This is a genomic window from Nocardia sp. NBC_01388 (genome assembly GCF_045040085.1).
Lineage (GTDB): Bacteria > Actinomycetota > Actinomycetes > Mycobacteriales > Mycobacteriaceae > Nocardia.
Genome location: NZ_CP109553.1, coordinates 3657438 through 3678318, shown reverse-complemented (window position 1 = coordinate 3678318; position 20881 = coordinate 3657438). Strand labels below are relative to the sequence as shown.

23 protein-coding genes, 6 tRNA genes and 1 pseudogene are annotated in these 20881 nt (G+C 65.2%); 8 read left to right on the top strand and 22 right to left on the bottom strand.

Translation table 11 applies throughout. The features are described 5' to 3' along the window. Positions 1 to 81 precede the first annotated feature (81 nt). The 3 genes and pseudogenes from OG716_RS18200 to OG716_RS18190 form a co-directional block, all read right to left on the bottom strand. Positions 82 to 294 (bottom strand): hypothetical protein, encoded by a 213-nt coding sequence (locus OG716_RS18200; RefSeq protein ID WP_405138749.1) that lies wholly within the window; start codon positions 292 to 294, stop codon positions 82 to 84. A gap of 568 nt (positions 295 to 862) precedes the next feature. Next, positions 863 to 1087 (bottom strand): hypothetical protein, encoded by a 225-nt coding sequence (locus OG716_RS18195; RefSeq protein WP_405138748.1) that lies wholly within the window; start codon positions 1085 to 1087, stop codon positions 863 to 865. Positions 1088 to 1205: 118 nt separating this feature from the next. After that, positions 1206 to 1600 (bottom strand): annotated as a pseudogene (locus tag OG716_RS18190) (helix-turn-helix transcriptional regulator); the annotation flags it as partial. A gap of 62 nt (positions 1601 to 1662) precedes the next feature. Here OG716_RS18190 and OG716_RS18185 point away from each other — a divergent pair. Then, positions 1663 to 2031, top strand: a complete 369-nt coding sequence (locus tag OG716_RS18185) for a YybH family protein (RefSeq protein ID WP_405138747.1) — start codon at positions 1663 to 1665, stop codon at positions 2029 to 2031. 83 nt (positions 2032 to 2114) lie between these two features. Here OG716_RS18185 and OG716_RS18180 read toward each other — a convergent pair whose 3' ends face one another. Continuing rightward, positions 2115 to 2513, bottom strand: a complete 399-nt coding sequence (locus OG716_RS18180; protein ID WP_405138746.1) for a VOC family protein — start codon at positions 2511 to 2513, stop codon at positions 2115 to 2117. Positions 2514 to 2618: 105 nt separating this feature from the next. On the opposite strand from OG716_RS18180, the gene OG716_RS18175 reads away from it, so the two are divergent. Continuing rightward, the gene (locus OG716_RS18175; RefSeq protein WP_405138745.1) at positions 2619 to 3608 is read left to right on the top strand and encodes a helix-turn-helix transcriptional regulator; all 990 of its coding nucleotides are present in this window, start codon (positions 2619 to 2621) and stop codon (positions 3606 to 3608) included. A gap of 103 nt (positions 3609 to 3711) precedes the next feature. Here the strand turns inward: OG716_RS18175 and OG716_RS18170 are convergent. From OG716_RS18170 to OG716_RS18145, 6 genes are all read right to left on the bottom strand, one after another. Next, positions 3712 to 3786: transfer RNA gene (locus tag OG716_RS18170), tRNA-Val, on the bottom strand. Between the two features lie 14 nt (positions 3787 to 3800). Continuing rightward, positions 3801 to 3872, bottom strand: a tRNA-Gly gene (locus OG716_RS18165). 378 nt (positions 3873 to 4250) lie between these two features. Next, positions 4251 to 4460, bottom strand: coding sequence for a hypothetical protein (locus OG716_RS18160; RefSeq protein ID WP_405138744.1), 210 nt, complete (start codon positions 4458 to 4460; stop codon positions 4251 to 4253). Between the two features lie 164 nt (positions 4461 to 4624). Continuing rightward, entirely contained in the window at positions 4625 to 5386 is a 762-nt protein-coding gene (locus OG716_RS18155) for an isocitrate lyase/phosphoenolpyruvate mutase family protein (protein ID WP_405138743.1), read from the bottom strand. A 48-nt stretch (positions 5387 to 5434) separates the two neighbouring features. Then, positions 5435 to 6871 carry an MFS transporter gene (locus OG716_RS18150; RefSeq protein ID WP_405138742.1) on the bottom strand — a complete coding sequence of 479 codons (1437 nt, stop codon included), beginning with the start codon at positions 6869 to 6871 and terminating at the stop codon, positions 5435 to 5437. A gap of 47 nt (positions 6872 to 6918) precedes the next feature. After that, the gene (locus tag OG716_RS18145) at positions 6919 to 7968 is read right to left on the bottom strand and encodes a sigma-70 family RNA polymerase sigma factor (RefSeq protein WP_405138741.1); all 1050 of its coding nucleotides are present in this window, start codon (positions 7966 to 7968) and stop codon (positions 6919 to 6921) included. Positions 7969 to 8391: 423 nt separating this feature from the next. Between OG716_RS18145 and OG716_RS18140 the strand changes: the two genes are divergently transcribed. Further along, positions 8392 to 9612 carry a sensor histidine kinase gene (locus OG716_RS18140; RefSeq protein WP_405138740.1) on the top strand — a complete coding sequence of 407 codons (1221 nt, stop codon included), beginning with the start codon at positions 8392 to 8394 and terminating at the stop codon, positions 9610 to 9612. Next, positions 9609 to 10289, top strand: a complete 681-nt coding sequence (locus OG716_RS18135) for a response regulator (protein ID WP_405138739.1) — start codon at positions 9609 to 9611, stop codon at positions 10287 to 10289. Before OG716_RS18140 ends, OG716_RS18135 begins: the two co-directional genes overlap by 4 nt. 8 nt (positions 10290 to 10297) lie before the next feature. Here the strand turns inward: OG716_RS18135 and OG716_RS18130 are convergent, their stop codons facing one another. The 9 genes from OG716_RS18130 to OG716_RS18090 all read right to left on the bottom strand — a co-directional run bounded on the left by OG716_RS18130 (position 10298) and on the right by OG716_RS18090 (position 14365). Continuing rightward, positions 10298 to 10603, bottom strand: a complete 306-nt coding sequence (locus OG716_RS18130) for a hypothetical protein (protein WP_405138738.1) — start codon at positions 10601 to 10603, stop codon at positions 10298 to 10300. Between the two features lie 112 nt (positions 10604 to 10715). Further along, positions 10716 to 11315 (bottom strand): chorismate mutase, encoded by a 600-nt coding sequence (locus OG716_RS18125; RefSeq protein WP_405138737.1) that lies wholly within the window; start codon positions 11313 to 11315, stop codon positions 10716 to 10718. Positions 11316 to 11395: 80 nt separating this feature from the next. Beyond that, complete coding sequence (locus OG716_RS18120; RefSeq protein ID WP_405138736.1) at positions 11396 to 11899, bottom strand: carboxymuconolactone decarboxylase family protein; 504 nt, start codon at positions 11897 to 11899, stop codon at positions 11396 to 11398. 33 nt (positions 11900 to 11932) lie between these two features. After that, complete coding sequence (locus tag OG716_RS18115; RefSeq protein ID WP_405138735.1) at positions 11933 to 12469, bottom strand: VOC family protein; 537 nt, start codon at positions 12467 to 12469, stop codon at positions 11933 to 11935. Beyond that, the gene (locus tag OG716_RS18110) at positions 12466 to 13125 is read right to left on the bottom strand and encodes a TetR/AcrR family transcriptional regulator (RefSeq protein WP_405138734.1); all 660 of its coding nucleotides are present in this window, start codon (positions 13123 to 13125) and stop codon (positions 12466 to 12468) included. The genes OG716_RS18115 and OG716_RS18110 overlap by 4 nt, the downstream gene beginning before the upstream one ends. 37 nt (positions 13126 to 13162) lie before the next feature. Continuing rightward, positions 13163 to 13951, bottom strand: a complete 789-nt coding sequence (locus OG716_RS18105) for an MBL fold metallo-hydrolase (protein WP_405138733.1) — start codon at positions 13949 to 13951, stop codon at positions 13163 to 13165. A gap of 150 nt (positions 13952 to 14101) precedes the next feature. After that, positions 14102 to 14176, bottom strand: a tRNA-Val gene (locus OG716_RS18100). A 23-nt stretch (positions 14177 to 14199) separates the two neighbouring features. Next, positions 14200 to 14270: transfer RNA gene (locus OG716_RS18095), tRNA-Cys, on the bottom strand. A gap of 23 nt (positions 14271 to 14293) precedes the next feature. Beyond that, positions 14294 to 14365: transfer RNA gene (locus OG716_RS18090), tRNA-Gly, on the bottom strand. A gap of 410 nt (positions 14366 to 14775) precedes the next feature. Between OG716_RS18090 and OG716_RS18085 the strand changes: the two genes are divergently transcribed. Continuing rightward, a tRNA-Val gene (locus tag OG716_RS18085) sits at positions 14776 to 14847 on the top strand. 276 nt (positions 14848 to 15123) lie between these two features. On the opposite strand, the gene OG716_RS18080 is transcribed toward OG716_RS18085, so the two are convergent. Then, positions 15124 to 15495, bottom strand: a complete 372-nt coding sequence (locus tag OG716_RS18080; RefSeq protein WP_405139734.1) for a MerR family transcriptional regulator — start codon at positions 15493 to 15495, stop codon at positions 15124 to 15126. A gap of 163 nt (positions 15496 to 15658) precedes the next feature. On the opposite strand from OG716_RS18080, the gene OG716_RS18075 reads away from it, so the two are divergent. Together OG716_RS18075 and OG716_RS18070 are read left to right on the top strand one after the other, a co-directional pair. Beyond that, the gene (locus OG716_RS18075; protein ID WP_355121297.1) at positions 15659 to 16081 is read left to right on the top strand and encodes an HSP20 family small heat-shock protein; all 423 of its coding nucleotides are present in this window, start codon (positions 15659 to 15661) and stop codon (positions 16079 to 16081) included. A gap of 645 nt (positions 16082 to 16726) precedes the next feature. Further along, positions 16727 to 17560, top strand: coding sequence for a PP2C family protein-serine/threonine phosphatase (locus tag OG716_RS18070; protein ID WP_405138732.1), 834 nt, complete (start codon positions 16727 to 16729; stop codon positions 17558 to 17560). A 103-nt stretch (positions 17561 to 17663) separates the two neighbouring features. On the opposite strand, the gene OG716_RS18065 is transcribed toward OG716_RS18070, so the two are convergent. Both OG716_RS18065 and OG716_RS18060 read right to left on the bottom strand, forming a co-directional pair. Continuing rightward, the gene (locus OG716_RS18065) at positions 17664 to 18077 is read right to left on the bottom strand and encodes an ATP-binding protein (protein ID WP_405138731.1); all 414 of its coding nucleotides are present in this window, start codon (positions 18075 to 18077) and stop codon (positions 17664 to 17666) included. Positions 18078 to 18863: 786 nt separating this feature from the next. Then, positions 18864 to 19760: an NmrA/HSCARG family protein gene (locus OG716_RS18060; RefSeq protein ID WP_405138730.1), complete on the bottom strand. Its 897-nt coding sequence runs from the start codon at positions 19758 to 19760 to the stop codon at positions 18864 to 18866. 115 nt (positions 19761 to 19875) lie between these two features. Between OG716_RS18060 and OG716_RS18055 the strand changes: the two genes are divergently transcribed. Beyond that, on the top strand, positions 19876 to 20700 hold the full coding sequence (locus OG716_RS18055) for a helix-turn-helix transcriptional regulator (protein ID WP_405138729.1): 825 nt from the start codon (positions 19876 to 19878) through the stop codon (positions 20698 to 20700). Positions 20701 to 20881 lie beyond the last annotated feature (181 nt).

The window sequence follows — 20881 nt, the reverse complement described above, 5'->3', positions numbered from 1 at the left end:
GGCATTCCCTTTCAGATGGTGTCACCCGGCAACTGCCTGCCCAATGAGGATGGGGTCGTGCGAAATTCAGCGTTGTGCGGATCAGCGGCAAACCGAATCGGTGAACGCCTGTGCCACCGGAATTACCGGGCTGCTCTTACCGCCGGTCAGCTCGATCACGATCGCCAGAGGGTAGCCCACAATCGAGCACGGGGGTGCGGGCGGCGCGGGCGTGGCGCTCGCGGTGCCGGTCCCGGCGACGGTGTCCGTGGCGATCGCGCCACCGGTGGGGGCTACACCCAGGAACTTCCGCATGACTGTAGATCCTTTGCTGGTACCGCGACCGGCACTGGCATGCTATCGACCGATCATTAACCAATAGATTGCACGATGACGGGGCGAGTTCAGTTGATATTGAACCTCGCGTGTTTTCCACGGCTCAGGAGATCGGGCCGGCGATCTTGTCGAACGCTATTGCGTGTCTGGAAGACAGCGGCACGCCGGGTATGACGGCCACAACACCGTCCATGCGCGTCGCTCGTGTGCCGGGCGATGCTGCGCTACGGAATTGGGAATTTGAAATCCGGTCCGCCTTTGAGCGCCGCTATCCACGCTCTTGCCGAGTTCCGTGCATCGATCCGAGGTGAACTTTTCGTGCAATCCATCGCCCTCACCGGCGGGATGTCGACAATTTCACGTGCTGTTGCACGAGAAGTTCACTTCTGCAGGAGAATTCAAGCCCGCCAGGGCAGCCGGACACACCCTGTCTGCGGCAAACCACATCGTGCGTAGCGACCAGCGGCATCCGATCACGCCGCATGCCGCGCTTTTCGGACGGTCGGCGGTACCCGGAATGGCGTAGGCCGGCGGACGAGAAAACCGGTCAGGCCAGCCCCAGCCGGCGCAGTGCGCTTTCCCGCACCGAGTAGGTCCGGGCGACAGTGCTCGCGTCGCGGGTGCAGTAGGTGTCGAATCGTGCTTCCTCGACGGTGAACGGATTCCAGTCGATACCCTGCTGGCGCAGCCATTCCCGGGCGTCGTTCTGGATCCAGCCGTCCTCTCCGATGCGGGTGAGCGCGACCACCCACGGGTCGGACGTCTCGGGCACTTGCAGCAGTATGCCGTAAGCGGCTTATCCGTTCACCAGAAGCGTCCTGTCCGCCACCGCCCGCGGCTCAAAGTCAATTTCCTCCTCCGACGTTCACCGTCGGTACTCGGTCAGATGGTTGCGAGAACAGATCGGTCTCCGGGTCGATGAGCAATCGCTCGGCCGCACCGGTCGCGGTCTCGCGAGAGCTCGCGGGCAGCGCGTCAACCACCTTGCGGATGGCCGAGGCGAGTGCCGAGCCGAGCCCGAAAGCCTGTGCGCCGCGCCGTGATCCGGCGACCAGCAGGCGACGGTCTCGTCATGGTTGAGTCCGATGAGCTCGGTCTGGAAACCGGGCAACAACGCAAAACCGCCGTGCCGCCCGCGTTCGGCGTACACCGGGACACCGGCCGCGGACAGCGCCTCGATGTCGCGCAAGACGGTGCGGGTCGACACCTCCAGCTCGCGGGCCAGCGCGGACAGCCGGCCGTGCCGGCGCAGCAGCACCAGCGAGACCAACCGGTCGGCGCACATACGAAAACCTTTACAGAAATACGCGACACAGTATGTCGTGTTTCGTTGGGAGCCTTATCGGTATGACGAACCAGAAAGCGGCCACCGAGCCGAACGACCTGGGCAGGTACTTCATCGAGCGCGCCAACGCGGGCGACGTCGACGGGCTGGTGGCGCTGTACGAGCCGAACGCCGTGTTGGCGTTCCCGCCGGGCAACCTCTCGACCGGACATGCGGAGATCCGCAAGATATACGAGCAGTTCGTCGCGGCCGCACCGGTGCTCTCGCCGGGCCGGCAACATCCAGCACTGGTGAGCGGCGACCTGGTGCTGACCGCCTCCACGCTGACCGCCTCCACGCTGACCACCGGAGAGGTGACCGTCGAGATCGCCCGCCGACAGCCGGACGGGTCGTGGCTATGGGCCGCAGACCAGCCGACTCTCGTGCCGTAGGGCGGCGGCCGTATCGGTCGATGCGTCACACGATGCGGTGTTGTCACCTCCGCCGGTGAGAACTCGTGTTCCGACCGACGTGGTCAACCGGCGAATTTTGCGATGGCCTGCGCGGTGACCGGGGTGAAGAGATTGATCAGGTTGCCGTCGGGATCGCGAAACAGCAGCGACCGGTTGCCCCACGGCATGGTCGCCGGCTCGTTGACGAAATCGCCGACCGTAGCCCGCAACCTGTCGTAATCCGCATCGACGTCGCGGACCAGGAATTCGATGATCGCGGTGTGATTCTCGGCCGGACGCGCGCTGCCCGCCCCGAACAGCGCCACGGTGCGGGTGCTTCCGATCGCGAGTGTGCCTGCCGGTGTGCCGATTTCGGCGAAATCGGGTGTGGCCCAGGTTGCTTCGACACCGGTCACCTGCTCATAGAAGCCGACCAGTCGTTGAATGTTGTCAGTGATCAGGCGAATCGAGACGAGCTTCACTGTGTGCCCTCTCTGTCGGATGAGGCGGTGGTTCCGCCTTTGTCTGTGCCACCGTAGTGTCAATACCGGACAGTTTCCGCCCGGTATAGATGCGAGAATTTCCCGATGACGCGCCCCGCCGCCCGAGTGCTGGCTCTGCTCGAACTGCTGCAGACCGGCGGCACCCATACCGTCGGCGAACTCGCCGGACGACTCGGCGTCGATGAACGCACCGTCCGGCGATACGTCGACCATCTCACCGATCTGGATATCCCCGTTCGATCGGTGCGTGGCCGCTACGGGGGGTACCGGCTCGCACCCGGGTACCGAATGCCCCCGCTGATGCTGACCGACGACGAGGCGGTGGCCGTATTACTCGGCCTGCTCACCAGCGGCACAGGCCCCTCGGCAACGGCTGTCCACGCCGCCGCCAGCGCCACGGCCAAACTCCGTCGCGTCCTGCCCACCCGTCTGACGGCCCGGCTGGACGCACTGATCAACACCGTCGAATTCACCGCCGACCCGAGCCCGGAAACCGCCGTCGAGACCACCGTCCTGCTCCGGCTCGCCGAGGCCACCCGCGAACGCCAACCGGTCACGATCGAATACACCGACCGCAGCGGGCGGTCCAGCGAGCGGACCGTCTACCCGTACGGGCTCGTCGCGCATTCCGGCCGGTGGTACCTGACCGGGAAGGACGGCGATAGCGACGAACTACGCCCGTTCCGGCTGGACCGCATCACCGCGGTGACCACACTGCCCGGGACATTCACCCCACCACCCGGATTCACCCCGGCCGCGCATCTGCTGTCCGCACTTGCCACGGCGCCCTACCGGTACGACGTATCGATCAGAGTTCAGGGCACGCTCGCCCAAGTCCGCCCGCTGCTCCCCGCGACGATCGCGACGGTGCACGAAATCGACTCCGCACCCGAGGCCCTCCCGTGGGTCCGGGTCCGAATCCGAGCCGAACAACTCGACTGGATTCCTCCCCTCCTCGCCGGCCTGAACCGCCCGTTCGTCATCGAACGCCCCGATACCCTCAACGACGCCGTACGCGCCCTGGCTAGCCGACTTACCGCAGCTGCCGACGGCCGATATCAAACCCCCGGGTAGACCCACATCACCACACAGGCAAAACCACCCACCGCAGCGTAGAGCGCCCTGCGTGGGATCAAATCGGTTGGCTGCCAGCGGAACTCGCTGGCCGGTCGAACTATGGTGCGCGATACTGGGATTGAACCAGTGACCTCTTCCGTGTCAGGGAAGCGCTCTCCCGCTGAGCTAATCGCGCGTGTTCCCCCTTTGAGCGGATGACGAGATTCGAACTCGCGACCCTCACCTTGGCAAGGTGATGCGCTACCACTGCGCTACATCCGCTTGCTTGCCGGGGCTCGGGAGCCGATCGGCTTGCGGGACAGAACTTTAGGGACAAACCGCCGCAGATTGCAAATCGCCACCATAACGGGGGTGCGCGGGTTGCTGGGGGAGTGGTGGCACGGTGTGCGGGAGCCGGTCGAAAAAAATGAGGCCGGGCGATCGCCGGACCTTCTTCCCACTTCAATGTATAGCGCACACGCCTCTTGTCGAAAGCCCCCGATTGCCCACCATAATCGCTGTTCGTAAGCCATTTCGGGGGGGGTCCATGCACTGGATCGAGCGCTGGCCGCCGATACGGTAGCCCGAGCCCGCTCGCTCACCACCGAAATACGCACCGACGGCACAGAAGTCGCCGCCAGGCATCTCCTCGGCTGACACTCAGGAGCCGACGAATTCCCGATCACCATATTGCAGCCCGGCCGAATCCCATTGCCCGCCAAGACCGTTGACAAAATCCCGCGTCAACTCCAGATCGGCCCGATCGATCACCAGAATCAGCGCCCCGGAATCGGTGACCGATCCGCCGCCGATCCGATCCCGCACCTGCGGATCAGCCTCCAGCGCATCGTGAAAGCGCGTCCGATCCACCCCGGTGACGGTAATGCTGACGGCATTCGCCCGCGCATCATCGGCGGGCAGCAATTCGAACGGCGGTCATGCGTGCGGTACTCATGCGGCGCTGCCTTTCGCTCGGGGCGACTCGCACCGCGGCTCTAACCCACCGCAATGCGGGACCTGAGCTGTATCGTAAGTCAGCTGCGCAGGTGCTGGACAGCAACTTTCAGATCGGCCAGGGCGGCCCGGTAGAACCGGGGGCCGTACGACACGCGTGCCACACCCGCCTCCCGCAGCGTCGCCAGATCCAGAAACTCCCCGGTATTGCCATTGACCGGGCCGGGCAGCTCACTGACCAGTGCGGCGATATCGTGCTTCTCCCGCACACCGATCGGATAGACGCAGTCGGCCCCGGCATCCAGATAGCGCCGGCCGCGCCGGACGGCCTCCGCGAGCCGTTCTGCCTCGGGTATCCCGGCGACCGGCAGGAAGGCATCCACGCGCGCATTGATGACAATCGGGACTCCGGCATCATCGGCGGCGGAACGGACGCCGGCGAGCCACTGAGCGTGCGTCTCGGCGTCAACCAGACCACCCGCCCGATGATCGGTGTCCTCGAGATTGCAGCCGACCGCACCGATATCGAGCAGCCGATCCACCAGTTCGCGCGGCTGCATACCGTAGCCCGCCTCGGCATCCACCGTCACCGGGACCGAAACCGCCCGTGCGATACGACCGGCCGCGGCGAACATCTCCTGCCACGGCGCACCCTCACCATCGGGGTAGCCGAGCATCGCCGAGATCGCAGCGCTGGCAGTGGCGACGACGGGAAACCCCGCCTCGGCCACGATCGCCGCGCTGGCCGCGTCCCAGGCATTGGGGAGCACGAGCATCGCACCGCGATGGAGATCCCGTAGCAACTCGGCACGCACCTTCAGCACTGTCGCATCTGTACTCATCGATATCCTCCAAATCAGAAGTATGACTGCATATTTCGACCGAGTGGGTCAGAGCGGCGCGGGCACGCTCTCCGGCTCGGCACTCGCCGTTTGCGGTTGTTCGCCTGCCCGCTTCCCGGGCATTCCGATCGCAATGAGCATCCCGATGAACGCGAAGGCGGCAACCGCGCCCATCGCCGCCGAGAATCCCCGGGTGAACTGCTCGGGCGAGGAATAGCCCCCGGCGCTCGAGAAGACGGCAACCGCCACCGCGACACCGAACACACAACCGAAGGTGCGCAGCATCATGAACGTTCCCGACGCCTGACCGATCTCGTGTGGTTGTACCGCGCTGACCACAGATTTCTGCGCCGCCGGCATGGCCATGGTCAGCCCGACCCCGCCGATGATCAGCGCGGGCAACAGTGTCAGATAGTTCGAATTCGCTTCGGCGGCAAGGGCGATCCAGCCCATGCCGATCGTTTGCAGCAGCAGCCCGCCGATCACGAACTTCCGCTCGCCGACCTTATCGGTCAGCTTTCCGGCGATCGGCGCGCACACCAATAGTGTTGCTGTCCAGGGCATCAGCCGCAGTCCGGCGCCGAGTGGCCCGTCGCCCCGCACGATCTGAAAGTACTGTGCGAGAAAGAACAGCGTGCCGTACAGCGACGCGAACAGCAGCGCATTGGCCGGATTGGCCGTGGCGAATGCCCGCACGCGGAAGAACCGCATCGGCAGCATCGGCGCTGTCGAGCGCTGCTCCCACAGTACGAATGAAATCAACAGCGCAACACCGAGTATCAGTGTGCTCAACACCTCCGCACTGCTCCAGCCAGCGGTATTTCCACGCACCAGACCCCAGATGAGCCCGAACCCGCCCGCGGTCACGAGCACGACCCCCGGCAGATCGAAACGCGCATTCGCACCGAAGCTTTCGTCGATGCGCCGTGCCGTCAACGCGATGGTGATCAGCCCGATCGGCAGGTTCAGCCAGAAGATCCACTGCCACGCAAGTCCTTCGGCAATGGCGCCGCCGATGAACGGGCCACTGAATGTCGCCAGCCCGGTAATGCCCATGTACAGCCCCATCGCCCGGCCTCGGTGCTGTGGCGGAAAGGCGGCGGTGAGCAGGGTGAGCGAGAGCGGCAGCACAATGGCGGCGCCGACGCCCTGCAGCGCCCGGAACATGATCAGCATGCCGATACTCGGCGACAGCGCGCACGCCACCGAGGCGAGGGTGAACACTGCCAGCCCGGTGCTGAACATGCGACGCCGGCCGTAGCGATCACCCAGCGCGGCGCCGGTCAGCAGCAGTACCGCGAACGTCAAATTGTAGGCGTTGACAGTCCATTCGAGTGATTCGACCGATGCCGTGAGATCCTTCCGGATCGTGGACAGGGCGGTCGTCACGACCAAACTGTCCAGGGCCATCATGAATGACGCCACCGAGGCAAGCCCCAGTACCCATGCTTGCTTGGACGTCATTCGTCCTTCGTCGGTATTCACCGATACTCCTTAGTGCAAAGCTGAATATTGTCGGTAGCAAACGACGATCAGTACCGCAGTGAGCGCGGCAGCCCGAATATCGGCAGCAGTGAGTTGTCGTGGAATCGCGTCATCGCCGCAATTCGATTGCCGCTCAAAGTCAAAACGAGCACTCCGTGCGCGTGCAGAATCGGCGTCCGCGGATCACGCAGGTAGTAGCCGAACGCCGGTTGGCCGTTCGCGCGGGTCGGGATCAGCACGTGGCGGGGGCCGTTGCGCATCACCACCGTGGTCAGGAAGTGCCGGATCGCCTCCACGCCTTGGTATTCCAGCGGGACCGGCGGCATGGTCAGCCAGGCGTCGTCCGTCAGCACGGCCACGATCGCCTCGACATCCCCGGCATCGAACGCGCGGATGAAATCCTCCACCACCCGGCGCTCCTGCGGTGAGTTCGGCAGGGGAGCGCTCTCCCGATCGAGACCGGTCGCCGGATCCGCCAGGGCCGTGCGCGCGCGTTTGAGCGCACTGGTCACCGAGCTCTCGCTCGAGTCGAGAATGTTCGCCACCTCGGCCGCCCGGAATCCCAGTACATCGCGCAGTACCAGCACCGCGCGCTGCCTCGGCGGAAGTTCTTGCAGTGCAGCAAGAAACGCCAGTGACACCGACTCTCTGGCCTCATATCGCGCCTCCGGCCCCGGCAGGTCGTCGGCGATCCGGTCGAGCAGCAGATCGGGGTACGGCTCCAGCCAGCTCGGTTCCGGCCGGCGATGTGATGGCTCGGGCAACGGAACCTCCGTCTCATAGACCGTGAGATCATGCGGACGCCGGGCGCCGGCCCGTAGGGCATTGAGGCAGCGGTTGGTCGCGATCCGGTACAGCCACGTCCGCACCGACGCCCGTTCCTCATAACCGCCGAGCCCGCGCCACGCCGCCAGCAATGTCTCCTGCAGCAGATCCTCGGCGTCCTGCACCGAGCCGAGGATGCGATAGCAGTGCACCTGCAACTCGCGGCGATACGGTTCGACGAGCCCGCGGAATGCCTCACCGTCCCCGGCTCGAGCCAGCTCCAGCAGCTCCGTCGACCGAGCCTCGCCCCTACTCGGCGGAATCCCTCGCATAGTGGCTCCTACTCTCCGAAAGATGGTCCTTTCATAGAGATGGACACCGCGAGCGGCCGAAAATGGTCGGTGCTCGGTCGGGGATGTGCTGAGCGCGGAATTCGTCGTGCGCGCGCCAGCCGGCTCGAAGCGGCCGCGATCGAAGAACGCCGGGTCGAATCATCTGGCTGAGGCGCGCCCATGCCGCGTGGTTGTCGGTCCCGCAGGCCGCGAGCCCGGCCACGAGCACGCCCACAATGATCAGCCGAGAGATCCGCACGACACTCCTCAGGCTCGCGGTCCGGTTGCCCGCTGCGGTTCCATCCTGACGGCCTCCGGCGGCGGGCACATCGATCGCCGGTCGGGGCGACGTCATACTTCGGGTGATCGAGTCGTAGACCACAGGCGGATGCGCGCGGGCGTCGCACCGGCAATGCTGACCCGATGACCGCCGGCATCGCACCCCTGCGCCCATCTCCGGCGCCACTACAGCGGTGGCAGCAGACTTGGCGACTGCTGTTGGTGCTCGCGTTCAGCGTGTTGTCCTGGATTCTCACCGTCAACGGGCTGCCCTCGGGCATCCATCCGATGCTGCGGGTCTGGTTGTTCGCCGTGGACCCGATCATCGGCGTATTCAGCATCGTGCTGGTCCTGTTCCGGCGCCGCTACCCGGTTGCTGTCGCCGCCATCACGACCGCCGCTTCCGCGGTATCGACAATCGCCGGCGGAGCCGGACTCCTGGCGATGTGCTCGCTGGCGACCCGGCGGCGCTATGCGGAAACCCTTGCGGTCGGGGTGGGCTTCGTTCTCGCGGGCGTGGCGATCAGTGTCCTCTATCCGACTCTCGACGTGCAGACCGATGGACCTGGGCAGTATTGGTTCACTGCCGGTTTCATGATCGTCTCCGTCCTGGCCATCGTCGCGATCGGCTTCGCGGTCGGGGCGCGCCGCGAGGAACTGTGGTCGCTGCAGCAGCGCACCGAAATAGCCGAACGTGAGCAGGTCGCGCGTGCCGCCGAGGCCAGAATCCTCGAACGGCACCGTATCGCGCGCGAAATGCATGATGTACTCGCGCACCGGATTTCACTCGTCGCCATGCAGGCCGGAGCGCTCAGCTACCGTCCCGATCTGTCTGCCGAACAGGTCGGCGCCATCGCGAAAACAATTGCCGACAACTCCCGCCAGGCATTGGAGGAACTGCGCGATGTGCTCGGTGTCCTGCGCGCCGATGAACTCAATGCCACCGACCCACCCGAACCACCGCAACCCTCGCTCGCGGCGCTGCCCACCCTGGTGGCCGATGCGCGCATCTCCGGGCTGAGTGTCACGCTCACCGACAGCACCGCCGGTGAGCCGCCGACGAAGAGCGCTCGCACGGCGTATCGCATTGTGCAGGAGGGGCTTACCAATGTCGGTAAACACGCACCCGGCGCGACGGTCTGGGTCGGCATCGAAGGCGTGGAAGGGCAGGAATTGACCGTGACAGTATTGGACTCCGGCTCCACCGGGTCCGCGGCGCCCGCGCCCGTCTCCGGATATGGCCTGCTCGGACTCACCGAACGAGCCGAATTGCTGGGCGGCACAATATCGTTCGGTCATCAGCCCGAGGGCGGCTTCCGGCTGCGTGCCATTCTGCCCTGGCCTGCCTCGGTGCAGGTCTCATGAATGCCGTTGTCTCACCACCGATTCGCATAGTGCTCGTCGACGACGATCAACTGGTGCGGGCGGCCCTGTCGCTGATCATCGGGGGCGATGCCGGACTGCTCGTCGTGGGTGAGGCCTCCGACGGCGCCCAAGCTATCGGCGTGGTCCGCGAACAGCATCCGGATGTTGTGCTCATGGACATTCGCATGCCGGTCCGCGACGGCCTCAGCGCCACTGCGGAGCTGCTCACCTGGCGCACGCCGCCCCGCATAGTCGTCCTCACCACCTTCGACTCCGACGATATGGTGCTGCCCGCGTTGCGCCTGGGCAGCCACGGCTTCCTGCTGAAGGACACCCCGCCGCCGGACCTCATCGCCGCGATCAAGGGCGCCGCAGCCGGTCGGCCGATGCTTTCGCCCAGCGTCACAACACAACTCATCACCGCCGCCACCGCACGTCTACCCACCGGCGCTCGTCACACGGCCCGCGCCACCGCCCGCCGTGCGCTCGATCAACTCACCACCCGAGAGCTCGACATTGCCCGCGCAATCTCGCGCGGCCTGTCCAATGCCGAAATCGCCACCGAGCTCTACCTCAGTGTCGCCACGGTAAAGACCCACACGGGAAGGCTTTTCGCCAAGCTCGCGGTGGAGAACCGAGTCCAGCTGGCCCTCATCGTCCGCGACGCCGAGGACTGATCACTCGCCTACCGCTGTTGTTCGGAGCTCTGGTACTCGCGCCATGCCTTCTGCGTCTCGGTCAGTTTCGGACGCGGGGTGCGGTTGCGGAAGAAGTTCACCACCATCATCACCGGCAGCAGGAACGCCTGGAAGAAGATCAGATACGAGCCGCCGTCGAACAGGAACGCGAGATACCCGGCATAGCCCAGGAATCCGGCGCCGAAGATGGCATTCATGCTGCGTGAGCCGGTGCTCTGCCCGTTCTTCACCGCCGCCATCGCGAGCATCACAACCCCACTGATGGCCAGCAAACCGACATACCAATCGAACACGGGAACCCCCCCGATGCAGTTCGGCCGTACCGGTCGGTCCGGCCGCGCCGAACGTTAGCACCCGCGGTAGGACTCGCACCACCGACTATCGAGGCGGTGGGAGCGGTCGTATCTAACGCAGGCCCGGCGCGGCACACAGTGAGGTGGACGCCCGTACCAGCGCTGCCTCGTGCAGTGGATCGCTCCGACGTGCGCCGGCGGTTGACAGCACGCTGCTCGCCAACCGGGCCGCGCAATCGGCGCTCGCCAGTTCGGCTCGCCGAGCGGCCAATTCGGCAATGATCTCCGCATCGACCCGGTCGATCACCGGACGCACCGCCGCGAGATCCATTGCCGGCGTGGGAGCGGCCGTGAGCCCCGAGCGCCACTGCAGCACCAGACCACGCTGCACCAGCTTGCTCGCCTCGATCTGCCCCAGGAAAACCTCGCGCACCCACGACTCCGGCAGGTTCCGCTGCGCCCCCAGCTGCGCCATCGCGTCGTAGATCGCCGCTTCCCGCACCGGATCATCGATGACCGGCTCCTGCCCGTCGCGGCTCGCGACGGCCCACTTCACCGCGGCCACCGTGTCAGCGGTATCGATGCGATCGGCCAGCAGCCCGACCAGATAGTCCAGTGAGCTGGAACTCTGCGCCGCGGCCGCGCCCTCGGTTCCGAACTGCCCAGCGAGCAGAAGTATCGACGACACCGCCACCAGTGCCAGAGCCTTCATCCCTCGACCTACCTCTCCTCGGATCAGGACGGGTATCAGTCGTGCAGCATGACAGATTCCGGACGCTGCCGCGCGCTGCGTCAGAAGGGCTCGCCGTCGGTGGTGACTTCGAACGCGTTGAGGAAATTGCAGACCAGCTGGTAAAAGCCGACGGTCAGCACGAAGTCGGCCAGCTGGGTGACGCTGAGGAATTCGAGTGCGCTCTTGCGGTCGCTGTCATCGAGGGTGTGGCTGAGCAGCAGCCGGTCGGTGAGCGCGAGAATCGCTGCCTCCTCGGAGCTGAGGCCGTCGGTGGATCCGGTGGCGGCGGCCGCGATCGCGATATCGCCGAGGCCGACGGCGCGAGCGAATCTCTCGTGGTGATGGATTTCGTATGGCGCGGAATAGATATGGCCGACGCGCAGGATCGCGAGTTCCCGCAGTGGCAGGGGGAGCGAGTTGGCCTGCAGCATGGCATCGGCCATCGACAGGAAGCTCGCGGCCATGCCGGGGGAGTGCGCCACCATCCGGTAGATATTGGCGCTGTGGGTGCTCAGCGCCTCCTGCAGCTCGCTCGGCAGGTTCGTTGTGTCGGGGTATTCCATAGTGAAATCCTTTGCGAGGCAGTACGAATAGAGTCAGGCGAGCTTGTCGACCTCACCGCGGATGGGCTCGCTGCCGTCCCAGGTGGCCGCGACCTCCCGGATGTATTCGAAGAACTTGCCCTTGGGGCCGCTGATATCGGAGATCTCGATAATGTGCCCGAGGGATTTCTCGGTATCGAGATAGGCGAAGCGGCCGAGTTCGCCGCCGATGGAGCCCTCGTGCCCGACGGTGTAGCCCAGGCCCAGCGCCCTGTCGTACAGGCCCTGAAAATCGTTGGTCCAGTAGGCAATATGCTGTAATCCCTCACGACCGGAGTCGAGAAACTCCTTGTACAGCGACGGCGCGTCATTGCGAGGCTGGATCAGCTCGATCTGCAAGTCGCCCGAGTTTGCCAGCGCCACACTCATTTTCATCGGCGAGGGCGTGCCCCGGTAGGTGAAGTCATCGGTCTGCACGTCGTGGACGTAGAACCAGGGGCCGACGCCCTGATCGATCCAGCGCTGCATCTCGGTCTGGATATCGCGGACGACGTAACCGAGCTGGGTGATACTGCCGAAGATCCGGCTCATCGGTGCTGCCCTTCCTTGTGGGGATCCGAAATATGTTGTGGCGCAAGCCGTGCGAAGAGCATCTGCTCGAGTTCGCGCCGGGCGGCGGCCAGGTCCAGTTCGGGGTCGAGCATCGATTGCAGTGCGATACCGCGCAATACGCCGACCACCGTGATGGCCAGTCCCCGCGGATCGACCTCGGTGGCGAATTCCCCGGCCCGCTGGCCCCGCGTGATGCGTTCGGTCAACTCCTCGCGGAACTCGCGATCGGAAGCCAGCACGATTGCCCGCCGCTCCGAGGGCGTCGCCACCGCATCGGCCCACAGCACCAGCCGGGCGCGATTGATCGGCGGGAGATCGGCGACCACCGTGAAATAGATATCCAGGAATCCGCGCAGCGCCTCGATTGCCGATCCCGAGCCGGTCTTGCCCAGGATCTCGTCGCGAAACTGCTCGGAGACGGTGCCCACGAGCCGCTCCATCATCGCGCCTTTCGACCCGAAGTGGTGCGTGACCAGCCCGCGGCTGTACCCCGCTCGCTCACCGACGGTGGCCAGCGTGAGCTGCGAGGGCCCGAATTCCGCGACCGCCTCCGCCGCCGCCTCCAGCAACCGCCGTTCCGCCTCGCCGCGGCGTTCTTCCTGCGAGCGGCGTTCGGAGGCACTACCTGTGCTCATCATCGTCTCCTGTCACCAATGTGGTGCTGCCGGGCGGTCATTCGGTCGCCCTGGCGTGTTCCAGCAGGGCGGGATCGTGTGCGCAGACCAGCAGCAGATCCGGGTCATTGCGGCGGCAGAGCTCGGCGAGGCGGGCGTGATTGTCGCGGACCTGCTTCACATTCCAGGCAATAGCGGTCTCCATCCCGGAGAGCACCGCCGGCACGTGAGAACGACCGTCGAGGGTGCCGGGATGGTAGAAAGCGTCGCCGGCGTGCAGAACCCAGCGATGACCGGCATCAACAGCCACGGCAGCGTGGCCGCGAGTATGGCCCGGCAGCGCGAGCAGCACGATTCCCGGCGCGATATCGGTGAGCTCCTTCGCCGCGGCGAAACCACGCCACTTCTCGCCGTCGGGTTCGTGCTGAACGATCGCCGGATCATGAGACCACTGAGATGTGCGAAACCGCATTCGCTCTCTCAGTGTCGGATTCGCCACCGCGCCAAGATATTCGGCCGCCGTGGTGTGCACGGTGGCATGCGGGAAGTCGGACAGCCCGCCGATATGGTCGGCATCGAAGTGCGTGGTGATGATGTGTCGCACATCCGCCCGCCGAAACCCGAGGTACTCGACCTGGCGAGCAGCCGTCTCATCCGGATCGAGCACCGGCCGCAGCAACCGCCGCGACGCCCCGATCCGCCGGGCAGGCTGCGCGACGTCCTCGAGCCCGAACCCGCTGTCGACGAGCACCAGCCCTCTGTCGGTCTCGATCAGCAGCACATGGCAGACCACGTCGACCCCGGTCGGCAAACGCATCGTGCCGCAGTTCAAATGCCGAACCTTCACGAGGCGGCCCCTTCAACCCTGGCGAACCCCTCGGTCCACTTACTTACTAGTCAACCAACAAGTTATTGTCAGTGCGGGCCGCTGTCAACGGGTCGGCCAGTCCGGAAACAGCAGAAGGGCCCGGCATCTCTGCCGGGCCCTCTGCAACTCTGGTGCGCGATACTGGGATTGAACCAGTGACCTCTTCCGTGTCAGGGAAGCGCTCTCCCGCTGAGCTAATCGCGCGAGATTTCCTATTGCCTCTTAAGAGGCGGCGACGGGAATCGAACCCGTGTGCACGGCTTTGCAGGCCGTTGCCTCACCACTCGGCCACACCGCCAACCAAGGCCGGGTTGGCCTTCGAGCGGATGACGGGATTTGAACCCGCGACCCTCACCTTGGCAAGGTGATGCGCTACCACTGCGCTACATCCGCATTCTGTCCCCCGGTGCCTCGCGGCTGTCCGGCTGACGAGAGAGAACATTAGCCGACTATCTGCGCAAGCAACAAATCGCCTGGTAGATGGGGGTAAAAGTGAACTACAGGCATGTGATTCGCGAACGGCTCAGTGAACGTTCGGCAGCGTGCGACCCGGATTATGTCTCCAGTGCCACGACGTCACAGAAGGCAATGGCAGGTGTGTCCACGGCATCCGGGCGCGTCGCCCAGTAGCCGCCCGCACCCCGTTGCGGCCGCCACTCCGCCACGCGGACCCGCCACCCCCATCCCACGGTCGCACCGCGTTTTTACGCCGTTGTCCACGCGATTTGGTATGTCACCGGTAGTGCGTGTTAATGTTCTTTCTCGTTCGACCAGCACAGAAACACCGGCCGAACAACCCGTAAGGTCTCATAGCTCAGCGGGAGAGCATTCGCCTCACACGCGAAGGGTCGCTGGTTCAATCCCAGCTGGGACCACCCAAAGGGGCTTATTCCAACCAGCGTTCGCTCGCTGGCGGGGGTAAGCCCCTTTCTGCTTTCCGTGGATTGAGCGGTGGTGCTCGGCCACCGGTTCCTCGATGACTTCGGCCGGGACGTGGCCAACGAAAATGATCATGCCCCACCGTGTCTGCTGTCGTGTCGATGCGAGGCCAAATCGCTTGCGGCACTTGTCCTACCGCCTGAACACCGTCCCCTGTCCGAGCTGTCGTCGATGCCCGCCAGTCGTCGAGGGCCGGCATCGACTTCGGCGCGCTAGCGGCGGGGGCGCAGTTGGTCGCGTTCGGCGGTCAGTGCGGTGTTCGATCGGTGCAGGGCGGTGTTGGTGTCGGTGAGGGTAGTGTTGGCTTCGCGTAGAGCGGTATTGGTGTCTTCGAGGTCGAGGATGCGCCCGATTCCGGTGAGGTTGATGCCCTGGGCGGCCAGTTCGATGATGCGGGCCAGGCGGGCAAGGTCCTCGCCGCTGTAGCGGCGGGTGCCACCGGCGCTGCGCAGTGGGGTGACCAGTCCGTGCTGCTCGTATAGGCGCAGTGTCTGCACGCCCACGCCGGCGAGGTCGGCGGCCACCGAGATCGCATACACCGCCTGCCCCGGCAGTGGGAGGTGGCCTTGTTCGTGCCCCGGCATCGTGTCGATCTCCCTGTCTTCGTTCATGATCTCCAGCCTTCAGATTACCTTCCGGGCACTCTTGCACTCTCCTATTGGGAGTGCTAAAAATTATCTCTGTCAGATGACATAGGTTATCTGAATCCTCTTCGATCGAGAATGGAGTGAGTTGGAGATGGCGACCATGCTGATGCGTACCGATCCCTTCCGTGACCTGGATCGTTTGACGCAGCAGGTCTTCGGCACGCCGGCGCGTCCGGTGGTCATGCCGATGGACGCCTGGCGTGAGGGAGACGAGTTCTTCGTCGAGTTCGATCTGCCCGGTATCGACCCCGATTCCCTGGATCTGGATGTCGAGCGCAATGTGGTCACCGTGAAGGCCTCGCGCCCGGAGCTGGACCAGGGGCGGGCGATGATCGCGGCCGAGCGCACCCGCGGAGTGTTCTCCCGCCAACTGTTTCTCGGTGAGAACCTCGACACCGACGCGATCCGCGCCGACTACCGCGACGGCGTGTTACGGCTGAGCATCCCGGTTGCGGAGAAGGCCAAGCCCCGCAAGATCGAGATCACCCGCACCGAACCCGACCGCCAGGCCATCGACGCCTGAACGCGCCCACCCTCTCGGGGTCCCGCGATGGCGCACTCGGGAGACGACACCTGTCCGAAGTCGTTGCACGAGAACATCATTTCGAAATCCTCCGTCGACGGGTGAGCTCGTTCAGCCGCAGGCTTGCGGGCTCACCCGGCCCTTCCCGATCCCTCACCGTGACTACGCAATCACTACAACCGGTATAGACGCCATGACATCGACACACTCACCTCAGGCTGCTCGCGATTTCGCCCGGCCCAGTCCGGCCGCGCGCCGGATATCAACCCGTGCAACCGATCCCGAAAACACCGATGTGGTGCGGTGGCCCGAACCGAGCCACCTGCGCCCGTGGTGGGAATCGATCATGCAACCCGCCATGCCCGCTGACCCGGCCGTACCCAGATCCCCCGATCCCCGGCACCCACGGGCCCGCAATCCCTTCGCGCATCGCTCCCGGCCCGCCCGCATCGCCGCCCACCGCTGACCGCGATCCGGTTGAAATCGCCTCTGTCGTAACATTTCTCGCCCGGCATGCTGAACGCGCACCAGCGGCACGACACTCGTGAGACCGAGTTGGCCGACGGCTGGTCGACGACGGAAATTCTCTCGAGGCGGATGCCCAGCGCGACCATCACGCCGTGAGTGCCGGCCTACAGAAAGCCGGTGAGCTCGAGCAGGCGCTGCGCGGACCGGCTGGGCGTTTGGATGATCAGCTTGTGCCCGGTCGGTGAGAGTTGTGCGGTCAGCCGGACTACGAGCCGCAATGCCACACATCCGAAGAAGGTGACCCTCGCCGCGGAGATGCAATGGCAACTGCTGCCGGGACGCGGCTGTTCTCGCGCCGAGTACGCCCTGGGCGGGCAACTCGAACCGGCATACACCATCGGCGGGGACAACTTCGACTGGAGCACTTCCGCGGACTACCTCACCGTGACCGTCTCCAATGGCATGGGCCAGGGCATCGGGGCCGCGTTGCTGACGAACCTGGCCATCAGCGCCCTGCGTAACGCACGCCGGGCCGGACTGGATATCGCCGACCAGGCTGCCCTGGCTGATCAGGCCCTCTACGCCCAGTACGGGGGCAGTCAGTACGTCGCGACTTTGCTGCTGCGCTTCGAAGTCGCCACCGGCCGTGTAGGAGTGATCGACGCGGGCTCCCCGCGCGCGCTGCGGCTGCGCGACGGGGTGGTCGAGCTGATCGAGTTCGACGCGCAACTGCCGCTGGGAATGTTCGACCGCACCGACTATCGCGAGCAAACCTTCCAGGTCGAACCCGGCGACCGGCTCGTCATCGTCAGCGACGGAGTGCACACCGCCCAAGCCCCGACCGGTGTCGAATACGGCACGACCAACCTCGACCTCTCGATAGTCGCCTCCAGCAATTTGCCCGCCTCCGAAGCCGCGCGGGCCATCATCACCGAGTTGCTCGACTACCACGAGGACACCGATCTGCTCGACGACGCGGTCGTGGTCTGTATCGACTGGAACCATCCCTGAGTCGAGCCACGCCAATGGAACTGCTCGACCTGTGCAGCTGCCGCATCGGCGTTCCGACACGCAGCGACGCGGCGGCGGTCCAGATCGCTGATCTGTGCGGCACTCACCCCCGATGCCGGTCCACGGCGATCTCGGCCCACACGGTCTTGTGGTCGTGGTGGCGGTTGTGCGCCCACGCGGTGGCGAGGCGGTCGATCAGGAGTATGCCGCGTCCGCCGGTCCCGTCCGGCGGGCGTGGGCGCGGGTCACCGGGGCCGGTGTCGTCGACTTCGATGCGCAGCAGCGAACAGTCCGCCGGCAGTGACACCCGGGCTCGCCGTGGCGCGCGGCCGTGGCGGCGGGCGTTGGTGGCCAGCTCGTCGAACACCTGAATCGCGTCCGCGACCGCCATTTCCGGCAGGGGCGCCAGCAGCGTGCGCATCATCGCCCGCGCCCGAGCTGGTGCGATCAGGTCGAGATCCATCGCAACGCTGCGGTCTGTGGTGCGGTGCGGATCATCGGTCATCGGGGTCGCCACAACCCTCACCCTCCTGCGTCACTGTTCGGATGCGGCCGATTTACCCCGGTTGCGATGATCCGAAACCGCCCACGCCATCGCCGAGCAGGATCCGGAAGTGGGTGTCTTCGCGGCGATACGCTACGGAAAGCCGTCCGGAATGCATTGCCCGAGTACTTGTTCGAGCCCGTTGACGCATCTGGAGCAGCCACACGACAGCCCGGCGGGCGTCGCACGTCCATCGGGCGGCCCGGTGCGGCGTGACAGCTCGTGCCGAATACGGACCCGACGTGCCGTATCGAGCAAGAAGTATGTGCGTAGGAAACGAGCAGCGCTATTGTCCGACTTGGGGATTCGTCGGCGAGGACTGGTCCTCCCCGCTCTCGGAAACCCGGGCCGCATCGCCAGGTGGCCCTTCGGTTCTCTCCTGCTCAGGGGCGGGGACCAGCATGAGATCGCGCAACGTGCCGGCGGGAGAACCTCAGACTCCTCTCCCGCCGGTGCGGCGCGGCCACTCCGTCCTGACCGGACCGGTTTGTCGGCACCCGGCGCCGTGTGCCGGGTCCGGTTGCTTGTCGGCGGGGTGAGGAAATTGCGGATGGATTGCTCATCCATCGAGATCCCTGCATCGCCGCGCTGGTGACTATGGACCCGGACGCCGTAGCCGCCGCGCGGCAGCACGCGCTCGAGGTGACTGCGGTGCGCAAACCCATGGAAGCGAAATACGCCATCGGCAGAATGCCCTCCGGCTCAGCGATAACGCTGGGCGGGAGGGCATTTCGTGTTCCGGTTCGAGCGTCGTGGGTCCTAGGGGAGTAGCGGCTTCCAGGCGACTGAGCGGAGCCAGGCATCCAGGTCCATCAGGCCGGGGTGCTCGGTGCGGAGTGCTGGGATGTCGAGTGGGCCGTCGGGGTTCTCGTCGAAGTGTGTGAACATCTGGGCGACGTACTTGTCGAAGGCGCGTACCTGTTCGAGGGGGACCTGGTTGCTGCGGGCGGGCAGGCCGGCGTGGCGTCCGATGATCTCGGCGATCTGGGGTGGGGTCAGGTAGTCGCCCGCGAGGGGGATGGTGCGGCCGAGGAACTGCCCGGGCCGGTCGAATGCGAGGGCGGCGAAGGCGCCGATATCGTGCGTCGAGATCAGGGAGATCGGAATGTCGCTGCGTACCGGGAGATTCACCACCAGTTCGCCCTTCTCGTCCAGGACCGGGCGGTTGAAGGCGTTGAGGTTGTCCATGAAGAAGGTGGGTCGCAGGACGGTCGCCGGTAGTTCGAGTTGGCTGATGTGCGCTTCGATCGCTTCCTTGGCCGCGTAGTACTCGACGCCGGTGTTTCCTCCTGCGCCGCGCAGCGAACTGTAGACGAGATGTGCGACTCCCAGCTCCTTCGCGATATCCGCTACTCGCTTGCCCCAACGCTGTTCTGCCGCAATACCTTCGGCCGTGATATGGATCCCGGTCATCATCGTCAGCATCATGAAGACGCCGTATGCGCCTTCCATCGCCGCCCTGATCGATCCGGCATCGTCCAGATCGCCCTCGATCAGATTGGCCCCCTGGGTCTGCAGTGCCATCGCGGCGGGCGCGTTCAGGTTGCGCACGAAAGCGTGTACTTCCCAGCCGCGCTTCAGCAGCTGCTCGGTTGTTGCCCGGCCCTGCTGGCCCGTCGCGCCGATGACAAGTACCGGTCCCTTGTTGTTCGTCATGTCATGCTCTCTTCAGTGGCCGGTGATGTCTGTCGATCACCTGATGACTACAACGCTAGGGATGATCGATCGCCCGGTCCTGGTAGTGATAGTGCTTGCCAGAGAGGCGAATTCAATGTCCAACGAGCACCGTGCCGAACTGGCGGAATTCCTGAAGGCGCAGCGCGCGCGACTGACCCCGAAAGAGGTCGGCCTGCTCGAGGACATGGAGCCGGGTAGACGCCGCACTCCTGGATTGCGGCGGGAGGAAGTCGCCGAGCTGGCCGGGATGAGTCTGACTTGGTACACCTGGCTGGAACAGGGGCGCAAGATCGCGACCCGCCCGCAGGTGATCGACGCGTTGGCGCGGGCACTGCAGCTGGAACCGGTCGAGCATCGACACCTTCGTCGCCTTGCCGGACTGGCAGATCCGGTGGAGCACAAGAATACCGAGGATTTCCGGCTACAGCGGCTCGTCGACTCGATGATGCCCAACCTCGCGGTGGTCCATAACGGATTCTTTGATTTCGTGGTCTGGAACATCGCATTCGCGCGCGTTCGCGTCGACCCCGCCGATCTCCCCGAGGACCGGCGGAACCTCATGTGGTGGATGTTCACCGACGAGCGCAACCGCGCCATGATGCTGCGCTGGGAACCTGCCGCCCGCGCCATCCTCGGCCAGTTCCGTGTCGTCGTCGGCCGGACGCCCGACCATCCCTACCTGACCTCCATCGTCGCCGGTCTCAACGATGCCAGCCACGAGTTCCGCACCTGGTGGCGGGAGTACCCGGTGCAGGACTTCCGGGCCGCTACGATCGGCATCGACCACCCCACGGCCGGTGTATTGAACCTGGACCTCTACCAGCTGCGGCTGGTGGAGAACTCCGATCTGGTGTTGGTCGAGCAACTGCCCGCGACCGAACACGACCGTCTCCGCATTGCCGAACTCCTGAGTGACTAGGTCAGGGTGCCGGGGGTCGGCTGGGTGGCGCAACGCGGCGAGTGTCTCAGGCTATGACGGTCCGGTTCGCCGCGTGGATTGTTGCGACTTCTGCACCGGTCCGGACAACGGGCCGCATCGAATGTATTGCTAGTTACCGCAAGGCAACCGGGGAGGGGCACTGCCCGCCTTTCGATGTCAA